Source organism: Enterobacter sp. BNK-29 (genome assembly GCF_048684785.1).
Lineage (GTDB): Bacteria > Pseudomonadota > Gammaproteobacteria > Enterobacterales > Enterobacteriaceae > Enterobacter > Enterobacter cloacae_M.
In genome coordinates, this window is the sequence record NZ_JBLQTU010000001.1 from 1,762,688 (window position 1) to 1,785,679 (window position 22,992).

A 22,992-nucleotide genomic window follows, 5' to 3' on the forward strand; every position below is an offset into this window, starting at 1 on the left:
ATGTACCAGTTAGTACTGGGAAAAATCTCCACTCTTTGCGCGGACCCGCTGGCGTCAGCGCTCGCAGACAGGGCGCCTCAGGGTGCCCGACAGGCCTCCTGGCTGGCCGGGAGGACGCTGCTCGCCAGAACGTTATCCCCTCGCCCGCTCCCCGACATCATTTACGGCGAGCAGGGCAAACCGGCCTTTGCGAAGGGTCATCCGCTGTGGTTCAACCTGAGCCACAGCGGTGACGATATTGCCCTGCTGATGAGCGATGAAGGCGAAGTCGGCTGCGATATCGAAGTGATTCGCCCGAGGAAGAACTGGCAGGCGCTGGCTAATGCGGTATTTAGCATGACGGAGCATGACGAGCTGGAGCGTGAAGCGCCCGAGGAACGGCTTTCCGCGTTCTGGCGTATCTGGACGCGGAAAGAAGCGATTGTGAAACAGCGTGGCGGCAGCGCATGGCAGATTGTCAGCATCGACAGCACGGCGCAGACGCACGCGGTCAGTCAGCTACAGATCGGCTCGCTGAGCCTTGCCGTCTGCACATCGACCCCTTATACCCTGACCCACGAGTCGATTATTCACATTGGGACGTTCGGGGCAGAAAAATCACTAACACCCCCAGAATAATAAACCCGACGCCCACCAGCCCGTGCCAGGAGAAGCGCTCCCCCCAGCCCGGCAGCAGGATCGCGGCGGCCCACACCAGGATGTAGCTAAGGCTCAGCAAGGCATAGGCTTTGCTGAGCGCCATACGGTGCAGCGCCAGATACCAGCAGCCCATGGACGCCACATACCCCGTCAACCCCAGCAGCAGCGCGCCCGTGCCGGACGAGAAGTGCCACAGCGCGGAAACAAACACCAGGATCTCACTGACCGGTGGCAGTGCCTGCATGGCATTGCGCAGCAGCAGCTGCGCCGCGCTGACTAACAGCACGCTGCATATGGCCCAGAACGCTCCTTTCACAGGCTCCCTCCCAGGATAACAATCCCAATGATGATGAACCCTACCCCCAGCCAGTGATGCGCAGCGACATGCTCACGCCAGAACGCCTTCGCCGCCAGCGTCACCCAGACAAAATTGAGGCTCAGCATAGGATAGGCAATGCCGACAGGCAGGCGTTGCAGCACCACCAGCCAGACCAGCATCCCGCTGCCCAGCGCCAGCAGTGCCAGGCCAAGCCACAGCGCGATGTGCGCCCCGCGCCGCCCGGCTTTCGCCGGACGGGTGGCTTGTTTCTGGCACAGCTGTCCCGCGCAGCTGAGCAGGCTTGCCAGTATCAGCCAGATCCAGGTCATCACTTCGGCAGATACTCCAGCAGGGCCAGACGCCCCTGAATATACAGGCTGTCCGGTTTCGGCAGATTTGCGCGCGCGATTTCATCGTGTTTTGACAGAAGAATCACCAGCGATACGCGCCCCTGCTGACGATGCTCCGCCAGCCACTGCGCGAAGTCATCTTTATCAACATAACGATCTTTCGCATCGGGATAATCCAGTCCGTAGCGCAGTTCGCCGCTTTGATCGAACATCGTGATGTCATTGCGCTTCAGCTCCCACGCCAGGCCCGCGGCCACACCCACGTTATTGGCCAGCACGAATCGGCTTTCCTGAAGCGGCTCGCGCACGGTATCGATCAGCGACTGCGGCTGTTTGGAATCCACCACCAGGTTGGGAATGGCAAAACCAATCAGCACCGCCAGCCCTGCAGGGCACAGTGCCGCCAGCCACCAGCGCTGCTGGCTCTGTCTGAAGGTAAACCAGCCTACCGCGGCCCAGATGAGGAACGCCACCACCGCACAGAAGACTTTATACAGTTCAACCGACGTCCAGACCGGATGCTTCGACAGTCCCCACGGCGAGACCACCAGAGCCGCCACCACGCCGATAACGCCAAACGCCAGGTTAATCCCGCCGTTAATGCGTAACGCTCTGGCACCTTTTTCCGCCGCGAGGCAGGCATAGCGCGCCATCAGGATCGCCAGCGGGGCAAAGCACGGCAGGATATAGGTCGGCAGCTTGCCTTTGGCGATGCTGAAGAACAGCAGCGGCATCACCACCCAACCCAGCAGATAGAACCCGCTACCCGCGTTTTGTCGGTCATTCCAGCCGAGACGAAACGCGCCTGGCAAAAGCGCCAGCCACGGCAGGCTGCCCGCAATCAGGAACGGTATGTAGTACCAGAACGGGGCTTTGTGCTGCGCGTCGCTCTGGGCAAAACGCTGAATATGCTCAACCCAGAAGAAATAACGCCAGAAGTCAGGCTCACGCTGCGCAATGGCCAGCCCCCACGGCAGAACAATCAGCACGCAGCTCAGGATCGCGAGCCAGCCAAAAATCAGCACCTCTTTCCAGCGCTTCCTGGCGATCACCCACGGCAGCACGCCAATCACCGGTACCGCCAGCGCCAGGAAGCCTTTGGTCATCACCCCCATCCCGCAGGCCAGCCCAAGCAGCACATAGCCACCCGCTTTTCCGGCAACGGTTTGGGCCTGTGAGGCCAGCCAGAAGCTGCACATCGCCGCCACCAGCCACAGGGTGATGATAGGATCCAGCACCGCATACGTGCCGATGCCATACACCAGGAAGAGGGTCAGGAAGATCAGCCCGGAGAAAATGGCGGTCCGCTTATCTCGCCAGAGACGCCATGCCATCCAGATGACCAGCAGCGCCGCTAACCCGGTGGAGAATATAGAACCGGCGCGCACGGCGAGGTTCGTGTGCCCGAACAGCATCTGCCCGATGCTGTTGATCCAGTAGCCAGCAATCGGTTTTTCAAAGTAACGCAGCCCCAGAAAATGCGGGACTACCCAGTCTCCGGATGCCAGCATTTCGCGGCTGATTTCCGCATAGCGCGTTTCATCAGGCTGCCAGAGCAGACGAATATCGACCGGAATGAGGTAGTAAACGATAAACAGTGCGAGAAGCGCTAAGCCATAACGGGCTGTTTTCATGGGACCGGACTCACGGTTTGTTGATAGCCAAGCCAGCCTTCCCGGCCAGCCATTTCATTGCGCACGACTTTACCCACGGGCAGGGAGTTGAGATCGTCCGGCAGCAGCTCGCTCAACGGGCAAAATTCAATGCCCTCCTGAGCGGCCATCGTCAGCAGTTCATCAAAATCATGCTGATACGCAATCCCTTCCACTTCGGCATGGATGGTATACACCGGCGTGCCGGCGTCACGATGGATGCGGTCCAGAATGTAGCGATTGAACTCATCCGCCTTCACCTCGCGCCCGACCACTTCATCCCAGGTGGGAAGCGTGACCGGAATTTGCACCGTACCGTAGCGATTTTCGCCTAACAGCGGCAAAAAGGGCCCGGTTCCGCGGCAGTCGCTGTTGTAGCGAAACGCAAAGGCTTCTTTGGCCTTCACGACGCGCTGATCCGCACGCCATCCCGCCACGGCGGAGCAGCGCACGGGCTGACCGGTAATGGCCTCCAGCTCCAGCATCCCACGCTCGACCTCACGGGACAGGCGCGGGATATCCCAGACGCCCGCCCAGGCCTGCCAGGCATGGTGGTCCCAGGCGTGGAGACCCACCTCATGATGCTGCGCCGCCTCGCGGATAACGGCTTCATTACCCGCGCCGATACGCCTGCCGGGCCAGGCGGTGCCGGCCAGCAAAATATCCCAGCCGTAGAGGGATGCTGCGCGCGAGCGCAGCATTTTGAACAGAAATGCCGGTTTAATCAGACGCCATAAATGGCGTCCCATGTTGTCAGGCCCCACGCTGAAGAAAATGCTGGAACGCACATCGTGTTTGTTCAGCAGTTCCAGCAGTTTGGGTACGCCGTCACGCGTTCCCCTGAAGGTGTCGACATCAATGCGTAAACCGACTTTTTTCATGAGGCCTGTTCCGACAGCTCCACGGTGCGCAGGAAGAAATCGAGCGTTTCGTCAATGGTCTGCTCCATCTTCACCGTCGGCGTCCAGTTCAGGCAGCGCTTCGCGTTGCGAATGCTTGGCTTACGGTGCTCAACGTCCTGGTAGCCCTTACCATAGTAGCTGCTGCTTTCCACTTCGCGGAAACCGGCAAACGGCGGGAACTTGTCGCGCAGCGGATGGCGCTCAAAGCTGGCCAGCAGCATCTCTGCCAGCTCGCGAATGCTCGCTTCGTTGTCCGGGTTACCGATGTTGATGATTTCACCGTTGCAGCGGTTATCTTTGTTTTCGATGATGCGGAACAGCGCTTCGATACCGTCGCTGATATCCGTAAAGCAGCGTTTCTGTTTCCCGCCTTCGATAAGCTTAATTGGCGAGCCTTCCACCAGGTTCAGGATCAGCTGGGTGATCGCACGGGAGCTACCGATACGCGCCGCGTTCAGGTTATCCAGACGCGGGCCCATCCAGTTGAACGGACGGAACAGGGTAAAGCGCAGGCCCTCTTTTTCGCCGTAGGCCCAAATCACGCGGTCCAGCAGCTGTTTGGAGACGGAGTAAATCCAGCGCTGTTTGTTGATCGGCCCGACCACCAGGTTGGAGGTGTCTTCATCGAAGTTCTTATCGGTACACATGCCGTACACTTCAGAGGTAGACGGGAAGATGATGCGCTTGTCGTATTTCACGCAGTCGCGGATGATCTTCAGGTTCTCTTCGAAGTCCAGCTCGAACACGCGCAGCGGGTTACGGGTGTACTCGATTGGCGTGGCAATGGCGACCAGCGGCAGCACCACGTCGCATTTTTTAATGTGGTATTCAATCCATTCGGAATGGATGCTGATATCCCCTTCCACGAAGTGGAAACGCGGGTTGTCGAGGAAACGGCTGATGGCGTCAGAGCCGATATCCAGACCGTAAATCTCGTAGTTATCGTCTTTAAGCAGACGTTCCGTCAGGTGGTTACCGATAAAGCCGTTCACGCCGAGGATCAGCACGCGGGTACGACGCTTGATGGCAACCACCGGCGCGCTGGTGATCAGCGCCCCGGCCACCAGACCCAGAGACTGTGCCAGCTGCGTGCCCTGCACGTACAGGCCGTTGTCGGTTTGTCCGGTCACGATCTCCAGCGCCTGCTCGCCGCAGCTCACAATCAGCGGAGAGACAGAGACGACGGTGCCCGGTTTGGCGACAGGGATGTCGTCACGCACGCGGGATTTCCAGACGATAAATTTGCTTACGCCCGCAAAGCTGTACGCGCCCGGCCACGGGTCGGTCACGGCGCGCACCAGGTTGTGCAGCTGGCGGGCAGGCTTGTTCCAGTCCAGACGACCATCTTCCGGCGCGCGGCGGCCAAAGCAGCTTGCCTTGCTCTCATCCTGCGCGGTCTCGCTGAAGGTGCCGTTGAGGATGCCTGGAAGGGCATCACGCAGCAGCGTCTGCGCCGTTGCATTCAGCTTTTGATGCAGCTGCAGCGCCGTTTCGTCCGCATCAATAGCGACCTTCTGCTGTGCCACGATAGCGCCCGCGTCAGCGCGGCGCACCATGCGGTGCAGCGTCACGCCCGTTTCCGTTTCACCGTTCACCAGCACCCAGTTCAGCGGAGCGCGGCCGCGGTAGGCGGGCAGCAGAGAACCGTGAAGATTAAAGGCGCCTTTTGCGGCCAGACCTAAGATCTCGTCGGAAAGCAGGTTGCGATAGTAGAACGAGAAGATTACGTCAGGCGCGAGCACGCGGATGCGATCCACCCACAGCGGATGGTTGACATCGTCCGGTGCATAAACCGGGATCCCGCGCTCGGCGGCGATACGCGCCACGGAGCCAAAAAAGTTATTCTCTCCGGCCGTGTCCGGATGGGTAAAGATTGCCGCAATGTCATAGCCCGCTTCCAGCAGGGCCAGCGTGCCCGTGCACCCCATATCGTGATAGGCAAATACAACAGCTTTCATGGGTGAATTTCCTCTTGAGATGCTTTGTGTTCCTGACGGACAACACGTTGAATAAAGTAGCGCGGACGCGCGCGAACATCGTTATAGATACGGCCAATGTATTCACCGAGAAGGCCCATCCCGACAAACTGGGCGCCGATGAACATAAACAGCACGGCAAAGAGCATGAAGACCCCTTCCGCCGCCCACTGCGGGCCAAAGACCAGGCGCAGCACCACCAGCAGAACGGACAGCGCAAACCCGGCCACGGCGATGATGCTGCCGAACACGCTCAGCAGACGCAGCGGCGTGGTGGTCAGGCAGGTGATGAGGTCATACATCAGGTTGATGAGACGCATAAAGCTGTACTTCGACTCCCCGTGCTCGCGCTCGGCGTGCAGAACCGGAATTTCCGTTGCCTTGCGGGCAAAGGTGTTGGCGAGGATCGGAATAAAGGTGCTGCGCTCATGGCAGTGCAGCATCGCGTCGACAATGTGGCGACGGTAGGCGCGCAGCATGCAGCCGTAATCGCCCATCGCTTTACCGGTCGTGCGCTGGATAAGACGGTTGATGGTGCGTGAGGCCAGCTTGCGGAACAGACTGTCCTGACGGTTCTGACGTACCGTGCCGACCACGTCATAGCCTTCATCGGCTTTGGCGACCAGACGCGGGATCTCTTCCGGCGGGTTTTGCAGGTCAGCGTCCAGGGTGATGATCAGATCGCCCGTGACGTGGCTAAACCCCGCCATAATCGCCGAGTGCTGGCCGTAGTTGCGGTTGAGCAGCACGGCAACAATATGGCTGCCTTCGGCCTGCGCGGCCTCGGTCAGCATCAGCGCGGAATTATCGCTACTGCCATCATCTACCAGCAGAATTTCATAAGCCTTGCCCATCGTGTCGCAGGCGGCGGTTGTACGGCGGATCAGTTCGGGCAGGCTCTCCTGCTCGTTATAAACCGGGATTACCACGGAAACTTTTTGTACAGGCGGTGCACTGAACATATCAATGTCCTGCAAGCTGATGGAGTGCGGTAATGACGCGGGTTGTGTCGTCATGAGTCATGTCCGGGAAAAGAGGGAGAGAACAAATACGCGCGCTATTCCATTCAGAATTCGGGAGCGATACATCAGGAAAACGCTCGCGGTAGTATTTTTGGGTGTGCGCCGCGCGGAAGTGGAGTCCGGTACCGATGCCTTTCTCTTTCAGCGCCGCCATCAGGTTGTCGCGTGAGATCCCGCAGCGCGCTTCGTCAACGCGAATAATGAACAGGTGCCAGGCGTGCACGTGCGGCCATGACGGAATGGTGAGCGGCTGGAACGGCGTATCGGCAAGCTCACGCAGGTAGCGTTCAGCAATTTCCTGGCGGCGCCTGTTGGCCTCTTTCAGCTTGCCTAACTGCACCAGCGCCAGCGCGGCGTTGATGTCCGCCAGATTGTATTTATAGCCCGGCGCGATCACTTCCGCCTGCGGCGCGCGGCCGTGCGTCTGGCGGTCATAGGCATCTACGCCCAGTCCATGGAATTTCAGGCTGCGGATCCGCTGTGCCAGCTGGGCATTATCCGTGACGACTAAGCCGCCTTCCGCGCAGGTCATATTTTTAATGGCGTGGAAGGAAAAAATCGCCGTTCCTTTCCAGCCCACATGACGGTTCTTGTAGTACGTTCCGGCGGCATGGGCCGCATCTTCAATAACCGGAATACCGTGACGTTCACCGATGGCATGAATGGCGTCGATTTCACACGGCGCGCCGGCATAATGAACGGGAATAATGGCTTTGGTACGCGGGGTAATGGCGGCTTCAACGGCTTCTGGCGTCACCATTAACGTATCTTTGTCCACATCAATCATGACCGGCGTGGCACCCAGCAACACGATCATATTCAGCGTGGATACCCAGGTCTGGGAAGGAGTAATGACTTCATCGCCCGGGCCAATATCCAGCGCCATCAGAGTGACGTGCATACCCGCGGTGGCTGAACAGACGGCAATCGCATGCTGATTCCCGGTAAGCTGACAGAATGCTTCTTCAAGTTCCTGATTCTTAGGCCCAGTAGTGATCCAGCCCGACATCAAAACGTCCTGAAGCGCCGCAATTTCCTCAGCGCCCATCGACGGCCGCGAAAAAGGCAAAAAATCACTCATCATTAATTTCCTTGCAATAAGAATGGCACGCGCTTGATATTAACCAATTACTTTTTCGTTTATTTCAACGAACCATAAACTCATATCAAGGTATCGTTCATTTCTTAGGGAAAAATTAAGATGTGTATTGCAGATGTAACAAAACCAATGGCATTTCATTTATAAACAATGATTTATATAATTATGAATTATTTATTTCGTGATCCAACTCAATTTTTACAAGATGCTATTTTTAAACCAAACATAAACAAACAAAAAAAATCCCGGCCATTTCAAAATAATATGAAATAGCCGGGAACTTTTCTTTTTAGTTAATTGTCGCGCTTATTAGAGATTATCTGGAAAGTTTTTCGGTAATTCACTGGCCGCACAGGCGATAACGCTTTCATTATTGGCACCACAGTCGCGCACAAAGGTGATCGTAGCAAATTCATCAATCACTTCCGTAGGATACGCCGGACCCGCATCGCGATAGCTATTCATCAGCGGAATATGGTCGTTCTGGAAGCAGACGGTTTTTTCCGGATTGTTCATGACCCAGCGTGGGAAGAAGATAGTGCCATGGAACAGCTTGTCGCCCAGGTTCACGATCAGGCTGACGTCGGTGCCGGTTGGTTCGGTCCAGGAAATTTTATAGATGCTCTCGCCTACCCGCACGATATAAGCCTGCTGATCTTTCACCCAACGGTTGGCCACAAGACCGCTGTGAATACGGTAATCAAGCGTAGTCTCATTTTTTACGTAAATCTCGTAGTTCCAGCCGTTATCGTAGGTATATACAAGATGTTTACCAACAAAGCCGCTTAAGTCGTGTTTGTCGAAGGTGTTCATAAGATGTCTCCTTTGTTTTGATGAGACGATCGTACCCCTTCAAAAAATGAATGAATAACGCTATCTTTTAATCAAATTCATCCAAATTTTAGATAAATCATGCATAAGACGACGCTGGAACAATGGGCTTTACTGGAAAGAGTGGTGGAAGCGGGCAGCTTTGCCAAAGCCGCGGAAGAAACCCACCGCAGCCAGTCCTCGGTAAGCTATAACCTGTCGCTGCTGCAGGAGCGGCTCGGCGTGGCGCTGCTGGTCCCGGAGGGGCGACGGGCGGTGTTAACTCCGGCCGGAGAGCTTCTTCTCAACCAGGTTAAACCGCTGCTGAAAGCGTTTTCGTATGTTGAGACGCGCGCAGCGACCCTTCGCAACGGGATGCGCACGCGGTTAGATCTGGTGGTGGACTCCATTTTCCCGCGCCGCCGCCTGTTCGCTATTCTTCGTCAGTTCCAGCAGCAGTATCCGCAGACTCAGGTACGTCTGACCGAGGTGCTGGAAAATACCCGCGCCGATGCCATTAACGACGAAGCCGATGTGATGGTCTTAACCCGCCGCCAGGACATTACCGGGCTCGGAGAATGGCTGATGAATATCGACTTTGTTGCCGTGGCCCATTCCCGGCATCCCCTGTTTCACCTCGACGCGCCGCTCAATGATGAGATGCTGCGCCCGTGGCCGCTCATCCAGATTGCGGACAGCCAGCCCGCCGCGCGTGCTGCCGGCGAGTCGTGGACCTTCTCCACCATCGATGCCGCCATAGAGGCCGTCGTCTCTCAGGTCGGCTACGGCTGGCTGCCAGAGGAACGCATCCAGACCCAGCTGGATCAGGGCGTACTGAAACGCCTGCCGCTGAGCCACGGCGCGCGCAGGGCAACGCCGCTTCACCTGATTGTTAAGCGTTCCCTCGCCCCGCTTGATGAACAGGTTGAGACGCTGTTGCGCCTTTTTAGCCAGGAGCCGTCATCCTCACCTGCTACGCTTTAAGGTCCGAACGTTAAAACGATAAGGAGCAGATGATGAAAATCGACTTTGCGGGGAAAGTGGCGCTGGTGACCGCCTCAACCGGCGGGATCGGATTCGCCATTGCCAGAGGTCTGGCAGAAAGCGGTGCGGAAGTGATCGTCAATGGCCGCAGCACGGAATCGGTGAATAAAGGCATTCAGCAGCTCCAGCAGGTGGTGCCGGGCGTACAGGTCCGTGCCGCGATTGCCGATCTCAGCACGGCGGAAGGGGTCGAGTCGCTTCTGAAGGTGGCGAATAACGTCGATATTCTGGTCAACAACGCCGGGATTTACGGTCCGCAGGATTTCTATGCCACCGACGATGAGACCTGGGAGCGTTACTGGCAGACTAACGTGATGTCCGGCGTGCGTCTGTCCCGCGCCCTGCTGCCGGGTATGGTGCAGAAAGGCTGGGGACGCGTGGTGTTTATCTCCTCCGAGTCGGCCTGCAATATCCCGGCGGATATGATCCACTACGGCGTGACCAAAACGGCGCAGCTCTCGCTGGCGCGCGGTCTGGCGAAGTTTGTGGCGGGGAGCGGCGTGACGGTGAACAGCGTCCTGCCGGGCCCGACGATGTCTGACGGTTTCGCAGAGATGATGAAAGATGAAATCGAAAAGACCGGCAAATCGCTGGAGCAGCTGGCGAAAGAGTTTGTAATGGCCAACCGCCCCAGCTCGGTTATCCAGCGTGCCGCCACGGTTGAAGAGGTGGCCAATATGGTGATTTATGTCTGTTCGCCCCAGGCCTCCGCCACCTCGGGCGCGGCGCTGCGCGTCGACGGTGGCGTCGTGGATGACATCATCTGACGCTGTCAGGCCGCACTGCCTGCAATGCGACGGGCGGTAATGTAGTGTGCCTGCCAGTAATCATCCGTCAGGGTTGAAACCGTTACGCCCTGACTGGTTGAGGCATGAATAAACTGGTTTTCGCCAATATAAACGCCGACGTGCTTGCGGTTCGGGCCCGTCTGGAAGAAGACCAGATCGCCGGCTCTCAGGCGGTATTGCGCCACCTGCACGCCGCGATGGATCTGTTCACTCGTCGTGCGCGGCAAATTAAGATGCGCCGCATCGGTGAACAGGTGCTGCATGAGCGCGGAGCAATCTACCCCGCGATGCGTGGTTCCGCCCCACCGATACTGGGTGCCTTTCCACTTCTGGTATTGATCGAGAATACGCGAGCGCAGCGGGCCTGTTTCCTGATGCACCAGCGCAGATTTCGCCGGTGATGCTGCCAGTTCACTGTTCATCGATAACATCGATGCTGGAAGTTGAAAGCTGAACGCAGAAAACGAAGCAAAACTTAACGTGAGGATTGAAATAAGCGATCTAAGAGTCATATCAAAAAAGAAGTAGTGAGTGAGTTTTTCCTTACCTGTGGGGGCCAATGGTTCCCCTAAATATCTTGCGATGTGGCGATAATATAGACAGCTCGTTTTTTCACCAATTGTTATCGAGGCCAAAAATGGACTCACTTTGAGATCGCAAGAGCGAGAAAAAAAGAGTGGTGATATAAGGACTGTCCAGCTAAAGCAGGTAAACTGATCCGCAGAATGTGTATTTCAGCTAAGACGTATTTATGACCAATATGATTGCCGACGAGACGGTGGCTAAATCCAGCGTGCTCTCTGTCTTTGACTTTGACGGGACATTAACGCACCACGACAGCTTTATTCCTTTCCTGCGTTTTGCCTTCGGCAAACGTTACTTCGCGGGCCGCCTGGTGCGCATGGCGCTGCCTACGCTGCACTGCGTGCGTCGCAAGCTGACGCGCGATGAGCTGAAGGAAGTGCTGATTAAAACCTTCCTGACGGGCGTGGATGAACACTGGCTGCGCCAGCAGGCGGAAGCCTTTTGCGAAAAATACTGGAACAAGCTGATGCGCCCCGAAGGGGTTCTGGCGGTGGCGGCTGAGGTGAATTCTGGTGCGGAAGTGACCATCTGTTCCGCGTCCCCGGCGCTGGTGCTCCAGCCGTGGGCTGATAAGCTCGGCATTAAGCTGATTGGCACACAGCTGGAAGTGAAAGACGGCAAGCTGACGGGGCGCATCACGGGCAATAACTGCCGCTGCGCCCAGAAGGTGGCAAGGCTGGAGAAAGTGTATGGCGATCTGAACGCCTATCACCTGCGCGCCTGGGGCGACACCCGCGGCGACCACGAGCTGCTGGCGGCGGCGCAGGATCCGCACTGGCGGCACTTCCATCACCCGCGCAAGCGCCGGAATTCACCGATTAAGGGTTAGGTGCGGTCCGGTGCCCTCACCCCGGCCCTCTCCCACGGGGAGAGGGAGAAAGGTGGTACATCAGGCCTCACGTTTCCCCGGGAACATCACGCTCGCAATAATCCCCAGCGCCAGCACGCCAAGCACCACAAACAGGCTGGCCGTGGCGCCAATGCTGTAACCGTGATGCCAGAAGTGATCGGTGGCATTTAACCCCAGCTTGAACGCCACGAAGAACAGCAGCAGAACCACGGCTTTCTCAAGGTGCACCAGATACTGCTTCAGCGCTTCCAGCACGAAGTAAAGCGTACGCAGGCCGAGGATGGCGAACATCATGGCGCTGTAGATAATCAGCGGCTCGCGGCTCACGGCAATAATGGCCGGCACGGAGTCAAACGCGAACATGACGTCAGAGAGCTCGACGACGGCTACGCAAAGCAGCAGCGGCGTCGCATAGCGCTTCGCCTTCTTCACGCGTCCGACCATCACGTCCTGGTTTTCCGGTTTTTCGAGCTCCGCATCCACCTCTTTCTGAGTCAGAATAAAGGCGTTGCTGCTGATTTTCGGCCAGACCGGGTAGAAGCGCTTCACCAGGCGATAGGCGAGATGACCCGAGTAATCCTCAACTTCGTCGCTCTCTTCATTGCGCCTGAGCATCATCACCGCCGTCCAGCCGACGACCAGCGCGAAGATCACCTCAACGTACGGCCCCAGGCTTAACAGGCTGGTGCCGATAGCCACAAAGATGCCGCGGAAGACAATCGCCCCCAGCACGCCCCAGTAGAGAACGCGGTGACGGTACTTATCCGGCACGCCGAACCAGGCGAAGATCGCCATCATCACGAACAGGTTATCGACGGAGAGCACCTCTTCCAGCGCATAGCCGGTGAGGAACAGGCTCGCCATCTCGGCGCCGTGGTGAACATACAGGAATCCGGCGAAGGCCATCGCCATCATGACCCAGAAAATGGACCACATCGCCGCGCTTTTCAGCGAGACGGGTTTATCGTGACGGTGCATAAAGAGGTCGATAAACATCGCCCCAACGGCCATCACCACAAAGACAACAACGGTTTCCGTCGGGAAACCGAGATGAGCAGCAGACATACAAAACCCTTTTGGCAGACAAAACACAACACCATGCAAACTGGCGTAAACCAGGAACAGAAAAGGGCGAGCCGTTAATCAGCCTCTTCGCCCTCAAATTCGCGGCCTTCTGGCCGCGCAAGGAGGGGGTACTTTACCTTACCAGGCGGGGATCGCGCATCTGCCGTTTAGGCGCTCATGCCGCGCAAACGCTGCAGCACCGCCACCAGAACCGCCACGGACCAGCCCACCATCAACGCGCCCACCAGCCCTTCCACACCGCCGATGAGCCGCCAGTGCTGGGGTAACGTGACGTCGCCGTATCCCACGGTGGCGTAGCTGACCAGTGAAAAATAGAAGCTGGTGTTCCAGTCATTAAACGCGTCGATGACGAAATAAAACGCAGCAAACAGTCCGGCCTCAAGGAGGTGGGCGAAGATCATGGAGATCACGATACCGACGTTGCGTAAAACAATGCGGACCGCCGAATCGACTTCTAATTTGATGAACTTTAAAACACCAAACATCCACAGCGAATGGATCACTACGGTGAGGGTAAGCAAAATAATAATACTGAGTAGCTGCATGATGCGTGCTCGACCAAAAGGAATATGGCCCCGCGAACGAGGCGGGGCACCCGGTCGAAGCTTAGTTGAACGGAGAGGAAAAGTTGGTGCAATAATTGCGTTGCGTGATTATCCCCCTTGCGGCGTGCTCTCTTTGCGGCAGGTTCGACTACTGTGAACGATATATCTGAAGCGCACTATCTGTGAGTCACCTCTTATTTACATCATTTAAACCTTCCATTAACTGGATAAAAATAACGCGCCGTCGCTATAGTGGTTTTGTTTAATAAAACTAAGTTGTACCTAATAAAACAAAGAACAAACCCTGCGAGGACACAATGACAGAACATTTACGTAACGGCGCTACCGCCACTGAGGACATAGAAAGAGAGACGATGCGGAAGGTGATCTGGCGTATTCTCCCGTTTCTGATTGTCAGTTACCTGGTCTCCATTATCGATCGCGGGAATATCGGCATGGCTTCGCTGCAGATGAATGAGGACCTTGGCCTCAGCAAAGCGGCCTTTGGCTTCGCCAGCAGCCTTTACTTCGTGGCCTATTTTTTGTTTGAGGTGCCCAGCAACCTGGCCATGCAGAAAGTCGGCGCCCGGCTGTGGATCCCGCGCATTATGATCAGCTGGGGCATCGTTTCCATGTGTATGTCCCTGGTGCAGAACACCACGTCGCTCTATATCGTCCGTTTTCTTCTCGGTGCTGCAGAGGCGGGCTTCTTCCCGGGCGTCGTGCTGTATCTGACCTGGTGGATCCCGTCCCGCTACCGCGCACGCATTATTGCGTCCTTTATGGTCGCCATCCCTCTCGCTAACTTCATCGGCTCTCCGCTTTCCGGGTTGATACTGTCACTGGATGGCTGGCTGGGTCTTCGCGGCTGGCATCTGCTGTTCATTATTGAAGGCTTGCCGGCGGTGCTGCTGGGTATTGCAGCCTGGTTTATTCTCCGGGATCGCCCTCATCAGGCGAGCTGGCTTAGCAGAGAACAGAAACAGTGGCTGGAAACCACGCTGGAAACCGAGCGTAGCCAGCAAAAGAACATTGGACACCAGACGACGTGGCAGTTGCTGAAGCATCGCCAAATCTGGCTGATGGCGCTGATTTACGCAGGGGCGTCTTCCGCGGGCACCACCATCAGCGTCTGGTCTCCTCAACTGCTGAAATCCTTCCATCTCGATAACCTTGAGACAGGTCTGCTTAACGCTATTCCTTACGGTCTGGCATCTGTTCTGATGATTGTATGGGGACGGAATTCCGATCGTACCAACGAACGTCGCTGGCATACTGCACTCACGCTGTTCATGATTGCCGCCGGTGTGTTCGCCGCCTTTGTAAGCGTCTCGCTGTCTGCCACGATCGTTATCCTCAGCATTATGCTGATAGGCGCTTATTCAATGAAAGGGCCTTTCTGGGCGCTGGCATCCGGTTGGATGAGCAGTACCTCAGCGGCGGCGGGACTGGCCGCGATTGGCGCCATCGCAAACCTGATAGGCGGGGCGGTGATGGTAAACGCGTACGGCATTATCAATGAGCGGACAGGCAGCTACACGCTGGCAATGCTTCCGCTGGCCGCGCTGTGCGTGGCCGGGGGTATCGCGGTGCTCATTATGGGGCGGCAGGCCCGCCGCGCTCAGCTACACGAAAAACAGGTCACGCATTAACGATGACAGAAGCGGGACATTTGTCCCGCTTCTGCGTTTAAAGATTTTCTTCCGCCGCGTCGCTCGTTTCACCAAAGAACTGCTGACAGAAGGGCTTACTGGCTCCCATTTTCTGCGAAAGACGGCTTGCAGCCGCCTTCATCAACTGCCCTATTTCCTTCTCACGACGATCTTCCGTCAGCCGCGAGATGGGGCCGGTCAGGGCTAAGGCCGCAACCAGCTTGTCGTGAACGCCGAAGACAGGCATCGCAAACGCAGCGGTATGGGGATCGCGTGCGCCTGACGTGTAGAAAGGGAGTTCAGCGTCTTCCTCCGGCAGGCTTTCATTGAGCCCCCAATGACGCAATACCTTACTGATGGCCGAATTATCGAGCGGGAACTGGCTGCCGGGAAGATTGCTGTGTCGCAGGCCATGCGACGCTTCAGCGCGAAACAGGCAAAGCCGCTGCCCTCCCTCCAGCACATACCAGCTGGCACTCTCCTGAGACGCCAGGGATAAGGCCTGAAGCTCTGGCTGGACCACCCGGGAAAGGTGGAAAGATTGTTCATACAGCTTGCCGAGGTAAAGCAGACGTGGGCCCAGCGCATAATTGCCGTCTTCATGCCTGACGACGTAATTCATCCGTTCAAGAGAATTCATCAAGCGGTAAACCGTGGTTTTGTGATAACCCGACAGCTGTGCCAGCGCGGTCAGCGTCAGGCTCTCATCTCCAGGACGGAAGCAATCCAGTAAAGCCAGCGCTTTTTCAACCGCTACAACGCCTTCATTCCCCATCATTATCTCCTTGTTAGCCCGGCAGTGAGTGTACCTCAAATTTTGTGAGTCACTTCGTGTTTACATCACAAACGCCACCTCGGGTCTGGCTAAAAGGAAAGCAACACCGCTATAGTTGTTTTGTTCTGTACACCTGCATTGTACTCAGTAAAACAATATGGAGGCATTTATGTCCGTTACTGAAAAAAAACCGATTAATCGCCATTTCGAGCGCGTTTCTGCCGAGGACGTTCGTCGGGCTGCCGAGTATCAGGCAGCTATTCTGGCCGATGTGGCCGGTCGCCGCGGTACGCTTCATGGCCGCATCAAACCGCTGGCCCCACACATGTCCGTTGCAGGTCCGGCCATCACCGTTGAAGTTCGTCCGGGTGATAATCTGGCGATTCATGCCGCGATGGCGGTGGCGCAGCCCGGCGATGTCCTGATCGTCGATGGCAAAGGCGACCTGAGCTGCGCGCTGCTTGGGGAAATCATGGCCACTCAGGCTCAGGCGAGCGGCATTGCGGGCATTATTATTGATGGCGCTGTACGTGACGCAGATACCCTGAGCAAAGGTCACTACCCCGTCTTTTCTGCCGGTCTGAACCCCTGCGGCCCGACAAAGTTAATCTCTGGCCGGGTTAATCATCCCATTTCAGTCGCCGGGGCGACGGTTCAGGCCGGGGATCTGGTTGTCGCGGATATCGACGGCGTGGTCGTTATCCCGCGAGATGAGATTCAGGAGGTTATCGCTCTGGCAAAAGAAAAGCTGGAGATGGAGACCCGGCGTCTTGCCGCCATCCGTGAAGGCGATTTACGTCCACACTGGCTTGATGACGCGCTTCGTAAGGCAGGTATGTTGAGCGACGGGGAGACGCTGTGATGGGGGGCAAAGACGTAGTTCTGATTACCGGAAGCGACCTGGCGGAGCAGGCCATGGTGATGTTGCAGGGCTTTGAGGTAGTGTTTGCGGGCCGCCAGCCCACAGAAGATGACCTGATCGCGCTGTGTAAACGACACAATCCTGTGGCGATCCTGGTACGTTACGGCAGGATCACCGCGAAAGTTATGGATGCCGCCCCGGCTTTGCAGGTTATTTCCAAGCACGGAAGCGGGATCGATGTGATAGACCAGGAGGCAGCGGCCGAGCGCAACATCGCCGTCCGGGCTGCGCCAGGCGCAAACGCGGCGGCAGTGGCTGAACATACCTGGGCGCTGATCCTCGCCTGCGCAAAATCAGTGGTGCCTCTGGACAAGCGGCTGCGAGACGGGCACTGGGATAAGGCGACGCATAAATCCATTGAACTGGAGGGCTTAACGCTAGGGTTAATTGGGCTGGGTGCTATCGGCTCGCGCGTGGCGACTATTGGTCACGCTTTCGGCATGAAGGTGCTGGCTTACGATCCCTATGCTAAGACTATGCCTGCCCTGTGCGAACGCGCAGAAACGCTGAACGGACTTCTTTCCCGTTCCGATATCATCTCTTTGCACTGTCCGCTGACCGATGAGAATCGGGGGATGATCAATAGCGAGACGCTCGCACACTGCAAGCGGAACGCAATTCTGGTCAATACGGCACGCGGTGGACTGATCCACGATGAGTCGTTACTGGCGGCGCTCAGGGATGGCACGCTGCACAGCGCCGCGCTGGACAGCTTTACCCACGAGCCGCTGACCGCGCCGCATCTCTGGCAGTCCGTAGAAAACGTGGTTATTTCACCGCATATTGGCGGCGTTACCGCAGCGTCATATATCAAGATGGGGACCGTGGCCGCGAGCAATATTCTGGCCGTGACGGACGTCACCACCGTCGGTCCATAAAGCCAACCGTGACGAGTGGCTGTGCTCTTATGTCACTTGTCTTCTGCCAGCGCCTGAGCGCACGCCCAGGCACTTGCCCATGCCCACTGGAAGTTGTACCCGCCGAGCCAGCCGGTCACATCCATCACTTCGCCAATAAAATAGAGCCCCGGCACGTTGCGCGCTTCCATGGTGCGGGACGAGAGCTCATTCGTATCGACGCCACCCAGCGTGACCTCTGCCGTGCGGTAGCCTTCGGTGCCGTTTGGCTGAACGCGCCAGTTTGTCAGGGTCTCGACCAGCGTTTCCTGCTCGCGGCTGTTAAGCTGCTTAAGCGACACGTCCGGGATCTGCCCCAGCGCCTGCAAACATTCCACCAGACGTTTTGGCAGCTGCATTGCCAGGGTGTTTTTCAGGCTTTGATTCGGGTGCGCGGTACGCTGCTCGTTAAGGAACGCGTCGAGATCGCAATCGGGGAGCAGATTCACCGTGACAAACTCCCCCGGCTGCCAGTAGCTGGAGATTTGCAGTACCGCCGGGCCGGAGAGGCCGCGATGGGTAAAGAGCAGATTTTCGCGGAACACCGTCCCGTCTTCGGCGGTAATGACCGAGGGAACAGACACGCCGGACAGCGTCTGAAGCTGTTCAAGAAGCGGTTTATGCAGCGTAAACGGCACCAGCCCGGCGCGCGTGGGCAAGACTTTAAGGCCAAACTGTTCGGCAATCTTATAGCCGAACGGGGAGGCGCCCAGCCCCGGCATCGACAGGCCGCCGCTGGCGATCACCAGGCTATCCGCACTGACGGTTTCACCATTCAGCTGCAGCGTATAGCCCTGGTCGTCGCGGGCGACCTCCAGCACTTCCGTGCGCAGGCGCATGACGACGCCACCCTTCTCGCACTCGGCCACCAGCATATCGACAATCTGCTGCGCGGAGTCGTCGCAGAACAGCTGTCCCAGCGTCTTTTCATGCCACGCGATACCGTGCTTACCCACCAGGTCGATAAAATCCCATTGGGTGTAGCGCGCCAGCGCAGATTTACAAAAATGACGGTTTTGGCTCAAATAGGCCGCGGGTTCAACATACAGATTAGTAAAGTTGCAGCGCCCGCCGCCGGACATCAGGATCTTACGGCCGGGCTTTTTACCGTTATCCAGCAGCAGCACGCGACGACCCGCCTGTCCGGCCATTGCCGCACAAAACATACCCGCCGCACCGGCGCCAATTACCACGGCATCAAACCTTTCCACGTCAAAACCCTCTTTGTTAACTGCCGCGGATTGTAAAGTTTCCTCTGTGGTCACACCAGCGTAAAAAGATATTACAAAGCCATTCCATTGAAATTTAAAGAATATCCTTTCTGGTGCTTTTCTCAAATCAGGTGGTATGTCAAAAAAAGTCTATATTTCACTTTGCCCGCCGCGCATTTGTCCTGGATAATGCGCCGCGTTCATGTCCTCAAAATGGCGTAACGTCCTATGCTACATTTGTTTGCCGGCCTGGATTTACATACCGGGCTTTTATTATTGCTTGCTCTGGTTTTTGTACTGTTTTACGAAGCGATCAACGGCTTCCACGACACTGCAAACGCAGTAGCGACGGTTATCTACACTCGCGCAATGCGATCGCAGCTTGCGGTTGTTATGGCGGCGGTATTTAACTTTTTTGGTGTTCTCCTGGGCGGGCTGAGCGTTGCGTATGCCATCGTGCATATGCTGCCAACGGATCTGCTGCTTAACGTTAGTTCTGGCCATGGCCTCGCTATGGTGTTCTCAATGCTGCTTGCTGCAATTATCTGGAACCTCGGTACCTGGTATTTTGGCCTGCCTGCATCCAGTTCTCACACGCTCATCGGCGCGATTATCGGCATCGGGTTAACCAACGCCCTGATGACCGGGACATCGGTTGTTGATGCGCTGAACCTGCCTAAAGTATTGGGCATTTTCGGCTCCCTGATCATCTCCCCTATCGTGGGTCTGGTAGTCGCGGGGGGATTGATTTTCATCCTGCGTCGCTACTGGAGTAACACGAAAAAACGTGCGCGTATCCACCTGACGCCAGCAGAGCGTGAGAAGAAAGACGGCAAGAAAAAGCCGCCGTTCTGGACGCGTATCGCCCTGATCATTTCTGCTATCGGCGTGGCCTTCTCTCACGGCGCGAATGACGGGCAGAAGGGCATTGGTCTGGTGATGCTGGTTCTGATCGGCGTCGCACCGGCAGGCTTCGTGGTGAACATGAACGCCTCGGGTTACGAAATCACCCGTACCCGCGATGCGGTCAACAACGTTGAAACCTATTTCCAGCAGCATCCTGACCTGCTGAAAAAAGCGACCGGCGTTGATCAATTGATCCCTTCTCCGGAAGCCGGTGCAACCACCGCGCCTGGCGAGTTCCACTGCCATCCGGCAAACGCGATTAACGCGCTGGAACGTGCGAAAGGCATGCTGGGCGATATCGAAAGCTACGACAAACTGGCTGTAGAACAGCGTGGTCAGCTGCGTCGTATAATGCTCTGTATCTCTGATGTGACCGATAAAGTCGCGAAGCTGCCAGAGGTGAATGGTGACGACAAACGTCTGCTGAAGAAACTGAAAAGCGATATGCTCAACACCATTGAGTACGCGCCAATCTGGATCATCATGGCCGTCGCGCTGGCACTCGGTATCGGTACGATGATTGGCTGGCGTCGTGTGGCGACCACCATCGGCGAGAAGATCGGTAAGAAAGGCATGACCTATGCGCAGGGTATGTCCGCGCAGATGACGGCGGCAGTGTCTATCGGTCTGGCGAGCTACACCGGTATGCCGGTATCCACCACCCACGTACTCTCTTCGTCCGTGGCAGGTACCATGATTGTTGACGGAGGCGGTCTGCAGCGCAAAACCGTGACCAACATTCTGATGGCCTGGGTGTTCACCCTTCCGGCATCCATCCTGCTGTCTGGCGGTTTGTACTGGATTTCGCTGAAGCTGATTTAATCGGTTGAAGGCGACAAAAAAGCGGGTCAGGAAACTGACCCGCTTTTTTTATGGCAGTTATTTTCCATGAAGTATTTGATAACATGAGGATTTCCTGAACATTTTTTGTTCAATCTTAAAATACAGAAAAAACTATCATGGCGGCCAGAAGAAAAATCCAGACAAAGGAGAATGTATGGCTTCTGTACCTATCTCAGGACCGGGTTCAATCGTTATAGCGAACAATATGCGTGAGGCACGACTTAACGGAATGTCACGCAATATGGCTACGCCCTCAACGTATTATTGGTTCTACCAAAAAGTCCGAAATGGCGGTCCCTGGGATTATAAAAAATTCGACCCTTATTTTGCTGCATTTGGTAACTTCAACTTCGGAGCCGCCGGTACTGCGGCAGGTATCCCTGCAAACATCCTCCTTATGGGCGCAGGCTGGGCTCAAGGCCGGGCAGGTACCTCAAAACCGGAATGGGGAAAATGGTACGAAAAGCCGCCTTACGGAGACGACCCAACGGACCAACGCAACATCAGAGAAGGAATAGACTATGCCATTCAAAACGGCTATTAAATGGATTCATCGCCTTGTTACCTTTTCACTTCTGGTTCTGGTCATTGGATTTTTCTGGTTAAACCATCAGCCCAATCAGCGAAATAGCGATGAGCTACAGCGCGTTTATAAATTATCCGATAGCGTCTGGCTCTATATGACCTTTAACAATCAGGGTGGCACAACCGTACCACCAATCTACCGTTACTATCTCTCGGGGGCGCTTGCAGGGAAAGACACTGATATTATCCATCAGCTTGCGATGAAGTATCCGGTAATCGAAGGTACAGGCACGATAACCTCGGCCAGTATTGATACAAGCGGGGAAGTGAACATTGCCTATAGCGGAAAGGTTATTTCGATTGAGAACAATATCTCCAGTCTCCGGTTCTCAGTTAAGCCCTGAGCCAGATGAAAGAAGGCGGGGCTTTCCCCGCCTGCTGTGATGCTCAGTGCCAAATCATCAATGCAATCATACTGACCACGACCAGCCCGCACAGGGCGCTGGTCAAAATGAACTGACGACGCAGGCGCTCGCAGCGACGAATAAACTCTTCATCGTGATGATCGCGGTAGCGCTGGTAGTAGATGTATCCCACCAGACGCATCTGCTTGCTGGGCTGTCCATGCGAGGTGAAGAACCCTCCACCGTCCACATACTGATAAAGCAACGGATCGCAACCACGAAGTACCACTAACAGCGCACGTAACGATGAGAAGTAGCGCGCCATATTCACTATGCAAACCACGCATAACGCCCAAAACAATGCGACGGTGCTAATCATACATCCTCCCCGGCGTCCGCCCACGAAGCAAGGCTCCTGAGCTACCGCACCCCAATGCCCTGACAGACAGTTCAGTGAAAGAATGACCAGAAGTCGATCCGGTTCGCGTTTTAATATCCGAACGGCTCATTTAATAGTGTAGGAGATCCGTTAATTTTTTTGCCACAAGGTTAATCGTTATCAACACCAAAGCTTGAAAAATATGTTTAACTGGGCCGTAATGAAAGTATCAGACGACGGCATTCTCACTTAGTCATCGATAACTTAAGGAAGGAGTAACACTATGGCTTACAAACACATTCTCATCGCGGTTGACCTCTCCCCTGAGAGCAAAGTGCTGGTTGATAAAGCGGTATCCATGGCACGTCCCTACAACGCAAAAGTTTCGCTGATTCACGTTGACGTGAATTACTCCGACCTCTACACCGGTCTGATCGACGTGAATCTTGGCGATATGCAAAAACGCATTTCCGAAGAGACTCACCATGCCCTGAGTGAACTCTCCACCAACGCGGGCTATCCAATTACCGAAACCCTGAGCGGCAGCGGCGATCTGGGCCAGGTGCTGGTTGATGCGATCAAGAAATACGATATGGACCTGGTGGTTTGCGGTCACCATCAGGACTTCTGGAGCAAGCTGATGTCTTCAGCGCGCCAGCTGATTAACACCGTTCACGTGGATATGCTGATTGTTCCACTGCGTGACGAAGAAGATGAGTAAGTGCGTTAAATTCCCCTCACCCTAACCCTCTCCCAAAGGGAGAGGGGATAGATCGAGGACACAGGCCGGGTAAGGCGAAGCCGCCACCCGG

25 protein-coding genes are annotated in these 22,992 nt (G+C 56.1%); 11 read left to right on the forward strand and 14 right to left on the reverse strand.

Features of this window, described 5'->3' with window-relative positions; genetic code table 11:
- Positions 1–618: a 4'-phosphopantetheinyl transferase AcpT gene (gene acpT, locus ACMGGX_RS08465; RefSeq protein ID WP_420298271.1), complete on the forward strand. Its 618-nt coding sequence runs from the start codon at positions 1–3 to the stop codon at positions 616–618.
- Here acpT and arnF read toward each other — a convergent pair.
- The 8 genes from arnF to ACMGGX_RS08505 all read right to left on the reverse strand — a co-directional run bounded on the left by arnF (position 566) and on the right by ACMGGX_RS08505 (position 8,772).
- Positions 566–955 carry a 4-amino-4-deoxy-L-arabinose-phosphoundecaprenol flippase subunit ArnF gene (gene arnF, locus ACMGGX_RS08470; protein ID WP_420298272.1) on the reverse strand — a complete coding sequence of 130 codons (390 nt, stop codon included), beginning with the start codon at positions 953–955 and terminating at the stop codon, positions 566–568. The genes acpT and arnF overlap by 53 nt on opposite strands.
- Positions 952–1,287 carry a 4-amino-4-deoxy-L-arabinose-phosphoundecaprenol flippase subunit ArnE gene (arnE, locus tag ACMGGX_RS08475; protein ID WP_039263049.1) on the reverse strand — a complete coding sequence of 112 codons (336 nt, stop codon included), beginning with the start codon at positions 1,285–1,287 and terminating at the stop codon, positions 952–954. Before arnE ends, arnF begins: the two co-directional genes overlap by 4 nt.
- Positions 1,287–2,942 carry a lipid IV(A) 4-amino-4-deoxy-L-arabinosyltransferase gene (gene arnT, locus ACMGGX_RS08480; RefSeq protein ID WP_420298273.1) on the reverse strand — a complete coding sequence of 552 codons (1,656 nt, stop codon included), beginning with the start codon at positions 2,940–2,942 and terminating at the stop codon, positions 1,287–1,289. Before arnT ends, arnE begins: the two co-directional genes overlap by 1 nt.
- Positions 2,939–3,841 (reverse strand): 4-deoxy-4-formamido-L-arabinose-phosphoundecaprenol deformylase, encoded by a 903-nt coding sequence (arnD, locus tag ACMGGX_RS08485; protein WP_420298274.1) that lies wholly within the window; start codon positions 3,839–3,841, stop codon positions 2,939–2,941. The genes arnT and arnD overlap by 4 nt, the downstream gene beginning before the upstream one ends.
- Positions 3,838–5,820 (reverse strand): bifunctional UDP-4-amino-4-deoxy-L-arabinose formyltransferase/UDP-glucuronic acid oxidase ArnA, encoded by a 1,983-nt coding sequence (gene arnA / locus ACMGGX_RS08490; protein WP_420298275.1) that lies wholly within the window; start codon positions 5,818–5,820, stop codon positions 3,838–3,840. The genes arnD and arnA overlap by 4 nt, the downstream gene beginning before the upstream one ends.
- The gene (gene arnC, locus ACMGGX_RS08495) at positions 5,817–6,800 is read right to left on the reverse strand and encodes an undecaprenyl-phosphate 4-deoxy-4-formamido-L-arabinose transferase (RefSeq protein WP_023333737.1); all 984 of its coding nucleotides are present in this window, start codon (positions 6,798–6,800) and stop codon (positions 5,817–5,819) included. The genes arnA and arnC overlap by 4 nt, the downstream gene beginning before the upstream one ends.
- 1 nt (position 6,801) lies before the next feature.
- Positions 6,802–7,941, reverse strand: coding sequence for a UDP-4-amino-4-deoxy-L-arabinose aminotransferase (gene arnB / locus ACMGGX_RS08500; protein WP_023309541.1), 1,140 nt, complete (start codon positions 7,939–7,941; stop codon positions 6,802–6,804).
- A gap of 327 nt (positions 7,942–8,268) precedes the next feature.
- Positions 8,269–8,772, reverse strand: a complete 504-nt coding sequence (locus tag ACMGGX_RS08505) for a phenolic acid decarboxylase (protein ID WP_008503103.1) — start codon at positions 8,770–8,772, stop codon at positions 8,269–8,271.
- 99 nt (positions 8,773–8,871) lie between these two features.
- Here ACMGGX_RS08505 and ACMGGX_RS08510 point away from each other — a divergent pair, with 99 nt between their 5' ends.
- Positions 8,872–9,753: a LysR family transcriptional regulator gene (locus tag ACMGGX_RS08510; protein ID WP_032662157.1), complete on the forward strand. Its 882-nt coding sequence runs from the start codon at positions 8,872–8,874 to the stop codon at positions 9,751–9,753.
- 32 nt (positions 9,754–9,785) lie between these two features.
- A complete protein-coding gene (locus tag ACMGGX_RS08515; protein ID WP_047646797.1) occupies positions 9,786–10,580 on the forward strand; it encodes an SDR family NAD(P)-dependent oxidoreductase in 795 nt (264 codons plus the stop codon).
- A 5-nt stretch (positions 10,581–10,585) separates the two neighbouring features.
- Here the strand turns inward: ACMGGX_RS08515 and ACMGGX_RS08520 are convergent, their stop codons facing one another.
- The gene (locus ACMGGX_RS08520) at positions 10,586–11,113 is read right to left on the reverse strand and encodes an NlpC/P60 family protein (RefSeq protein WP_032667969.1); all 528 of its coding nucleotides are present in this window, start codon (positions 11,111–11,113) and stop codon (positions 10,586–10,588) included.
- 239 nt (positions 11,114–11,352) lie between these two features.
- Between ACMGGX_RS08520 and ACMGGX_RS08525 the strand changes: the two genes are divergently transcribed.
- Entirely contained in the window at positions 11,353–12,015 is a 663-nt protein-coding gene (locus ACMGGX_RS08525; protein ID WP_014885577.1) for an HAD family hydrolase, read from the forward strand.
- A gap of 60 nt (positions 12,016–12,075) precedes the next feature.
- Here the strand turns inward: ACMGGX_RS08525 and ACMGGX_RS08530 are convergent, their stop codons facing one another.
- Both ACMGGX_RS08530 and ACMGGX_RS08535 read right to left on the reverse strand, forming a co-directional pair.
- Positions 12,076–13,101, reverse strand: a complete 1,026-nt coding sequence (locus ACMGGX_RS08530) for a TerC/Alx family metal homeostasis membrane protein (protein WP_024908851.1) — start codon at positions 13,099–13,101, stop codon at positions 12,076–12,078.
- Between the two features lie 167 nt (positions 13,102–13,268).
- Positions 13,269–13,667, reverse strand: coding sequence for a potassium channel family protein (locus ACMGGX_RS08535; protein WP_023309546.1), 399 nt, complete (start codon positions 13,665–13,667; stop codon positions 13,269–13,271).
- 317 nt (positions 13,668–13,984) lie between these two features.
- On the opposite strand from ACMGGX_RS08535, the gene ACMGGX_RS08540 reads away from it, so the two are divergent.
- Positions 13,985–15,319 (forward strand): MFS transporter, encoded by a 1,335-nt coding sequence (locus ACMGGX_RS08540; RefSeq protein WP_181594001.1) that lies wholly within the window; start codon positions 13,985–13,987, stop codon positions 15,317–15,319.
- A gap of 37 nt (positions 15,320–15,356) precedes the next feature.
- Here the strand turns inward: ACMGGX_RS08540 and ACMGGX_RS08545 are convergent, their stop codons facing one another.
- Positions 15,357–16,094 carry an IclR family transcriptional regulator gene (locus ACMGGX_RS08545; RefSeq protein ID WP_023309548.1) on the reverse strand — a complete coding sequence of 246 codons (738 nt, stop codon included), beginning with the start codon at positions 16,092–16,094 and terminating at the stop codon, positions 15,357–15,359.
- Positions 16,095–16,263: 169 nt separating this feature from the next.
- Here ACMGGX_RS08545 and ACMGGX_RS08550 point away from each other — a divergent pair, with 169 nt between their 5' ends.
- Positions 16,264–16,956, forward strand: coding sequence for an RraA family protein (locus ACMGGX_RS08550; RefSeq protein WP_420298276.1), 693 nt, complete (start codon positions 16,264–16,266; stop codon positions 16,954–16,956).
- Positions 16,956–17,894 (forward strand): NAD(P)-dependent oxidoreductase, encoded by a 939-nt coding sequence (locus ACMGGX_RS08555; protein WP_420298751.1) that lies wholly within the window; start codon positions 16,956–16,958, stop codon positions 17,892–17,894. Before ACMGGX_RS08550 ends, ACMGGX_RS08555 begins: the two co-directional genes overlap by 1 nt.
- 32 nt (positions 17,895–17,926) lie before the next feature.
- Here ACMGGX_RS08555 and ACMGGX_RS08560 read toward each other — a convergent pair whose 3' ends face one another.
- A complete protein-coding gene (locus tag ACMGGX_RS08560; RefSeq protein WP_033147086.1) occupies positions 17,927–19,123 on the reverse strand; it encodes an NAD(P)/FAD-dependent oxidoreductase in 1,197 nt (398 codons plus the stop codon).
- A gap of 228 nt (positions 19,124–19,351) precedes the next feature.
- On the opposite strand from ACMGGX_RS08560, the gene pitA reads away from it, so the two are divergent.
- The 3 genes from pitA (at position 19,352) to ACMGGX_RS08575 (ending at position 21,801) form a co-directional block, all read left to right on the forward strand.
- A complete protein-coding gene (gene pitA, locus ACMGGX_RS08565; protein ID WP_023309552.1) occupies positions 19,352–20,851 on the forward strand; it encodes an inorganic phosphate transporter PitA in 1,500 nt (499 codons plus the stop codon).
- A gap of 175 nt (positions 20,852–21,026) precedes the next feature.
- Entirely contained in the window at positions 21,027–21,416 is a 390-nt protein-coding gene (locus tag ACMGGX_RS08570; RefSeq protein ID WP_063409084.1) for a polymorphic toxin type 44 domain-containing protein, read from the forward strand.
- Entirely contained in the window at positions 21,394–21,801 is a 408-nt protein-coding gene (locus ACMGGX_RS08575) for a hypothetical protein (RefSeq protein ID WP_348562153.1), read from the forward strand. The genes ACMGGX_RS08570 and ACMGGX_RS08575 overlap by 23 nt, the downstream gene beginning before the upstream one ends.
- Positions 21,802–21,844: 43 nt before the next feature.
- Here ACMGGX_RS08575 and uspB read toward each other — a convergent pair whose 3' ends face one another.
- Positions 21,845–22,180, reverse strand: a complete 336-nt coding sequence (uspB, locus tag ACMGGX_RS08580; RefSeq protein WP_003861224.1) for a universal stress protein UspB — start codon at positions 22,178–22,180, stop codon at positions 21,845–21,847.
- Positions 22,181–22,463: 283 nt separating this feature from the next.
- Between uspB and uspA the strand changes: the two genes are divergently transcribed.
- Positions 22,464–22,901, forward strand: a complete 438-nt coding sequence (gene uspA, locus ACMGGX_RS08585; RefSeq protein ID WP_003861223.1) for a universal stress protein UspA — start codon at positions 22,464–22,466, stop codon at positions 22,899–22,901.
- The last annotated feature ends 91 nt before the right edge of the window (positions 22,902–22,992 follow it).

Coding starts and splice junctions, on each gene's coding strand:
- acpT (WP_420298271.1), top strand. CDS start 1: ATGTACCAGTTAGTACTGGGAAAAATCTCCACTCTTTGCGCGGACCCG.
- arnE (WP_039263049.1), bottom strand. CDS start 1,287: ATGACCTGGATCTGGCTGATACTGGCAAGCCTGCTCAGCTGCGCGGGA.
- arnT (WP_420298273.1), bottom strand. CDS start 2,942: ATGAAAACAGCCCGTTATGGCTTAGCGCTTCTCGCACTGTTTATCGTT.
- arnD (WP_420298274.1), bottom strand. CDS start 3,841: ATGAAAAAAGTCGGTTTACGCATTGATGTCGACACCTTCAGGGGAACG.
- arnA (WP_420298275.1), bottom strand. CDS start 5,820: ATGAAAGCTGTTGTATTTGCCTATCACGATATGGGGTGCACGGGCACG.
- arnC (WP_023333737.1), bottom strand. CDS start 6,800: ATGTTCAGTGCACCGCCTGTACAAAAAGTTTCCGTGGTAATCCCGGTT.
- arnB (WP_023309541.1), bottom strand. CDS start 7,941: ATGAGTGATTTTTTGCCTTTTTCGCGGCCGTCGATGGGCGCTGAGGAA.
- ACMGGX_RS08505 (WP_008503103.1), bottom strand. CDS start 8,772: ATGAACACCTTCGACAAACACGACTTAAGCGGCTTTGTTGGTAAACAT.
- ACMGGX_RS08510 (WP_032662157.1), top strand. CDS start 8,872: ATGCATAAGACGACGCTGGAACAATGGGCTTTACTGGAAAGAGTGGTG.
- ACMGGX_RS08515 (WP_047646797.1), top strand. CDS start 9,786: ATGAAAATCGACTTTGCGGGGAAAGTGGCGCTGGTGACCGCCTCAACC.
- ACMGGX_RS08520 (WP_032667969.1), bottom strand. CDS start 11,113: ATGACTCTTAGATCGCTTATTTCAATCCTCACGTTAAGTTTTGCTTCG.
- ACMGGX_RS08525 (WP_014885577.1), top strand. CDS start 11,353: ATGACCAATATGATTGCCGACGAGACGGTGGCTAAATCCAGCGTGCTC.
- ACMGGX_RS08530 (WP_024908851.1), bottom strand. CDS start 13,101: ATGTCTGCTGCTCATCTCGGTTTCCCGACGGAAACCGTTGTTGTCTTT.
- ACMGGX_RS08535 (WP_023309546.1), bottom strand. CDS start 13,667: ATGCAGCTACTCAGTATTATTATTTTGCTTACCCTCACCGTAGTGATC.
- ACMGGX_RS08540 (WP_181594001.1), top strand. CDS start 13,985: ATGACAGAACATTTACGTAACGGCGCTACCGCCACTGAGGACATAGAA.
- ACMGGX_RS08545 (WP_023309548.1), bottom strand. CDS start 16,094: ATGGGGAATGAAGGCGTTGTAGCGGTTGAAAAAGCGCTGGCTTTACTG.
- ACMGGX_RS08550 (WP_420298276.1), top strand. CDS start 16,264: ATGTCCGTTACTGAAAAAAAACCGATTAATCGCCATTTCGAGCGCGTT.
- ACMGGX_RS08555 (WP_420298751.1), top strand. CDS start 16,956: ATGGGGGGCAAAGACGTAGTTCTGATTACCGGAAGCGACCTGGCGGAG.
- pitA (WP_023309552.1), top strand. CDS start 19,352: ATGCTACATTTGTTTGCCGGCCTGGATTTACATACCGGGCTTTTATTA.
- ACMGGX_RS08570 (WP_063409084.1), top strand. CDS start 21,027: ATGGCTTCTGTACCTATCTCAGGACCGGGTTCAATCGTTATAGCGAAC.
- ACMGGX_RS08575 (WP_348562153.1), top strand. CDS start 21,394: ATGCCATTCAAAACGGCTATTAAATGGATTCATCGCCTTGTTACCTTT.
- uspB (WP_003861224.1), bottom strand. CDS start 22,180: ATGATTAGCACCGTCGCATTGTTTTGGGCGTTATGCGTGGTTTGCATA.
- uspA (WP_003861223.1), top strand. CDS start 22,464: ATGGCTTACAAACACATTCTCATCGCGGTTGACCTCTCCCCTGAGAGC.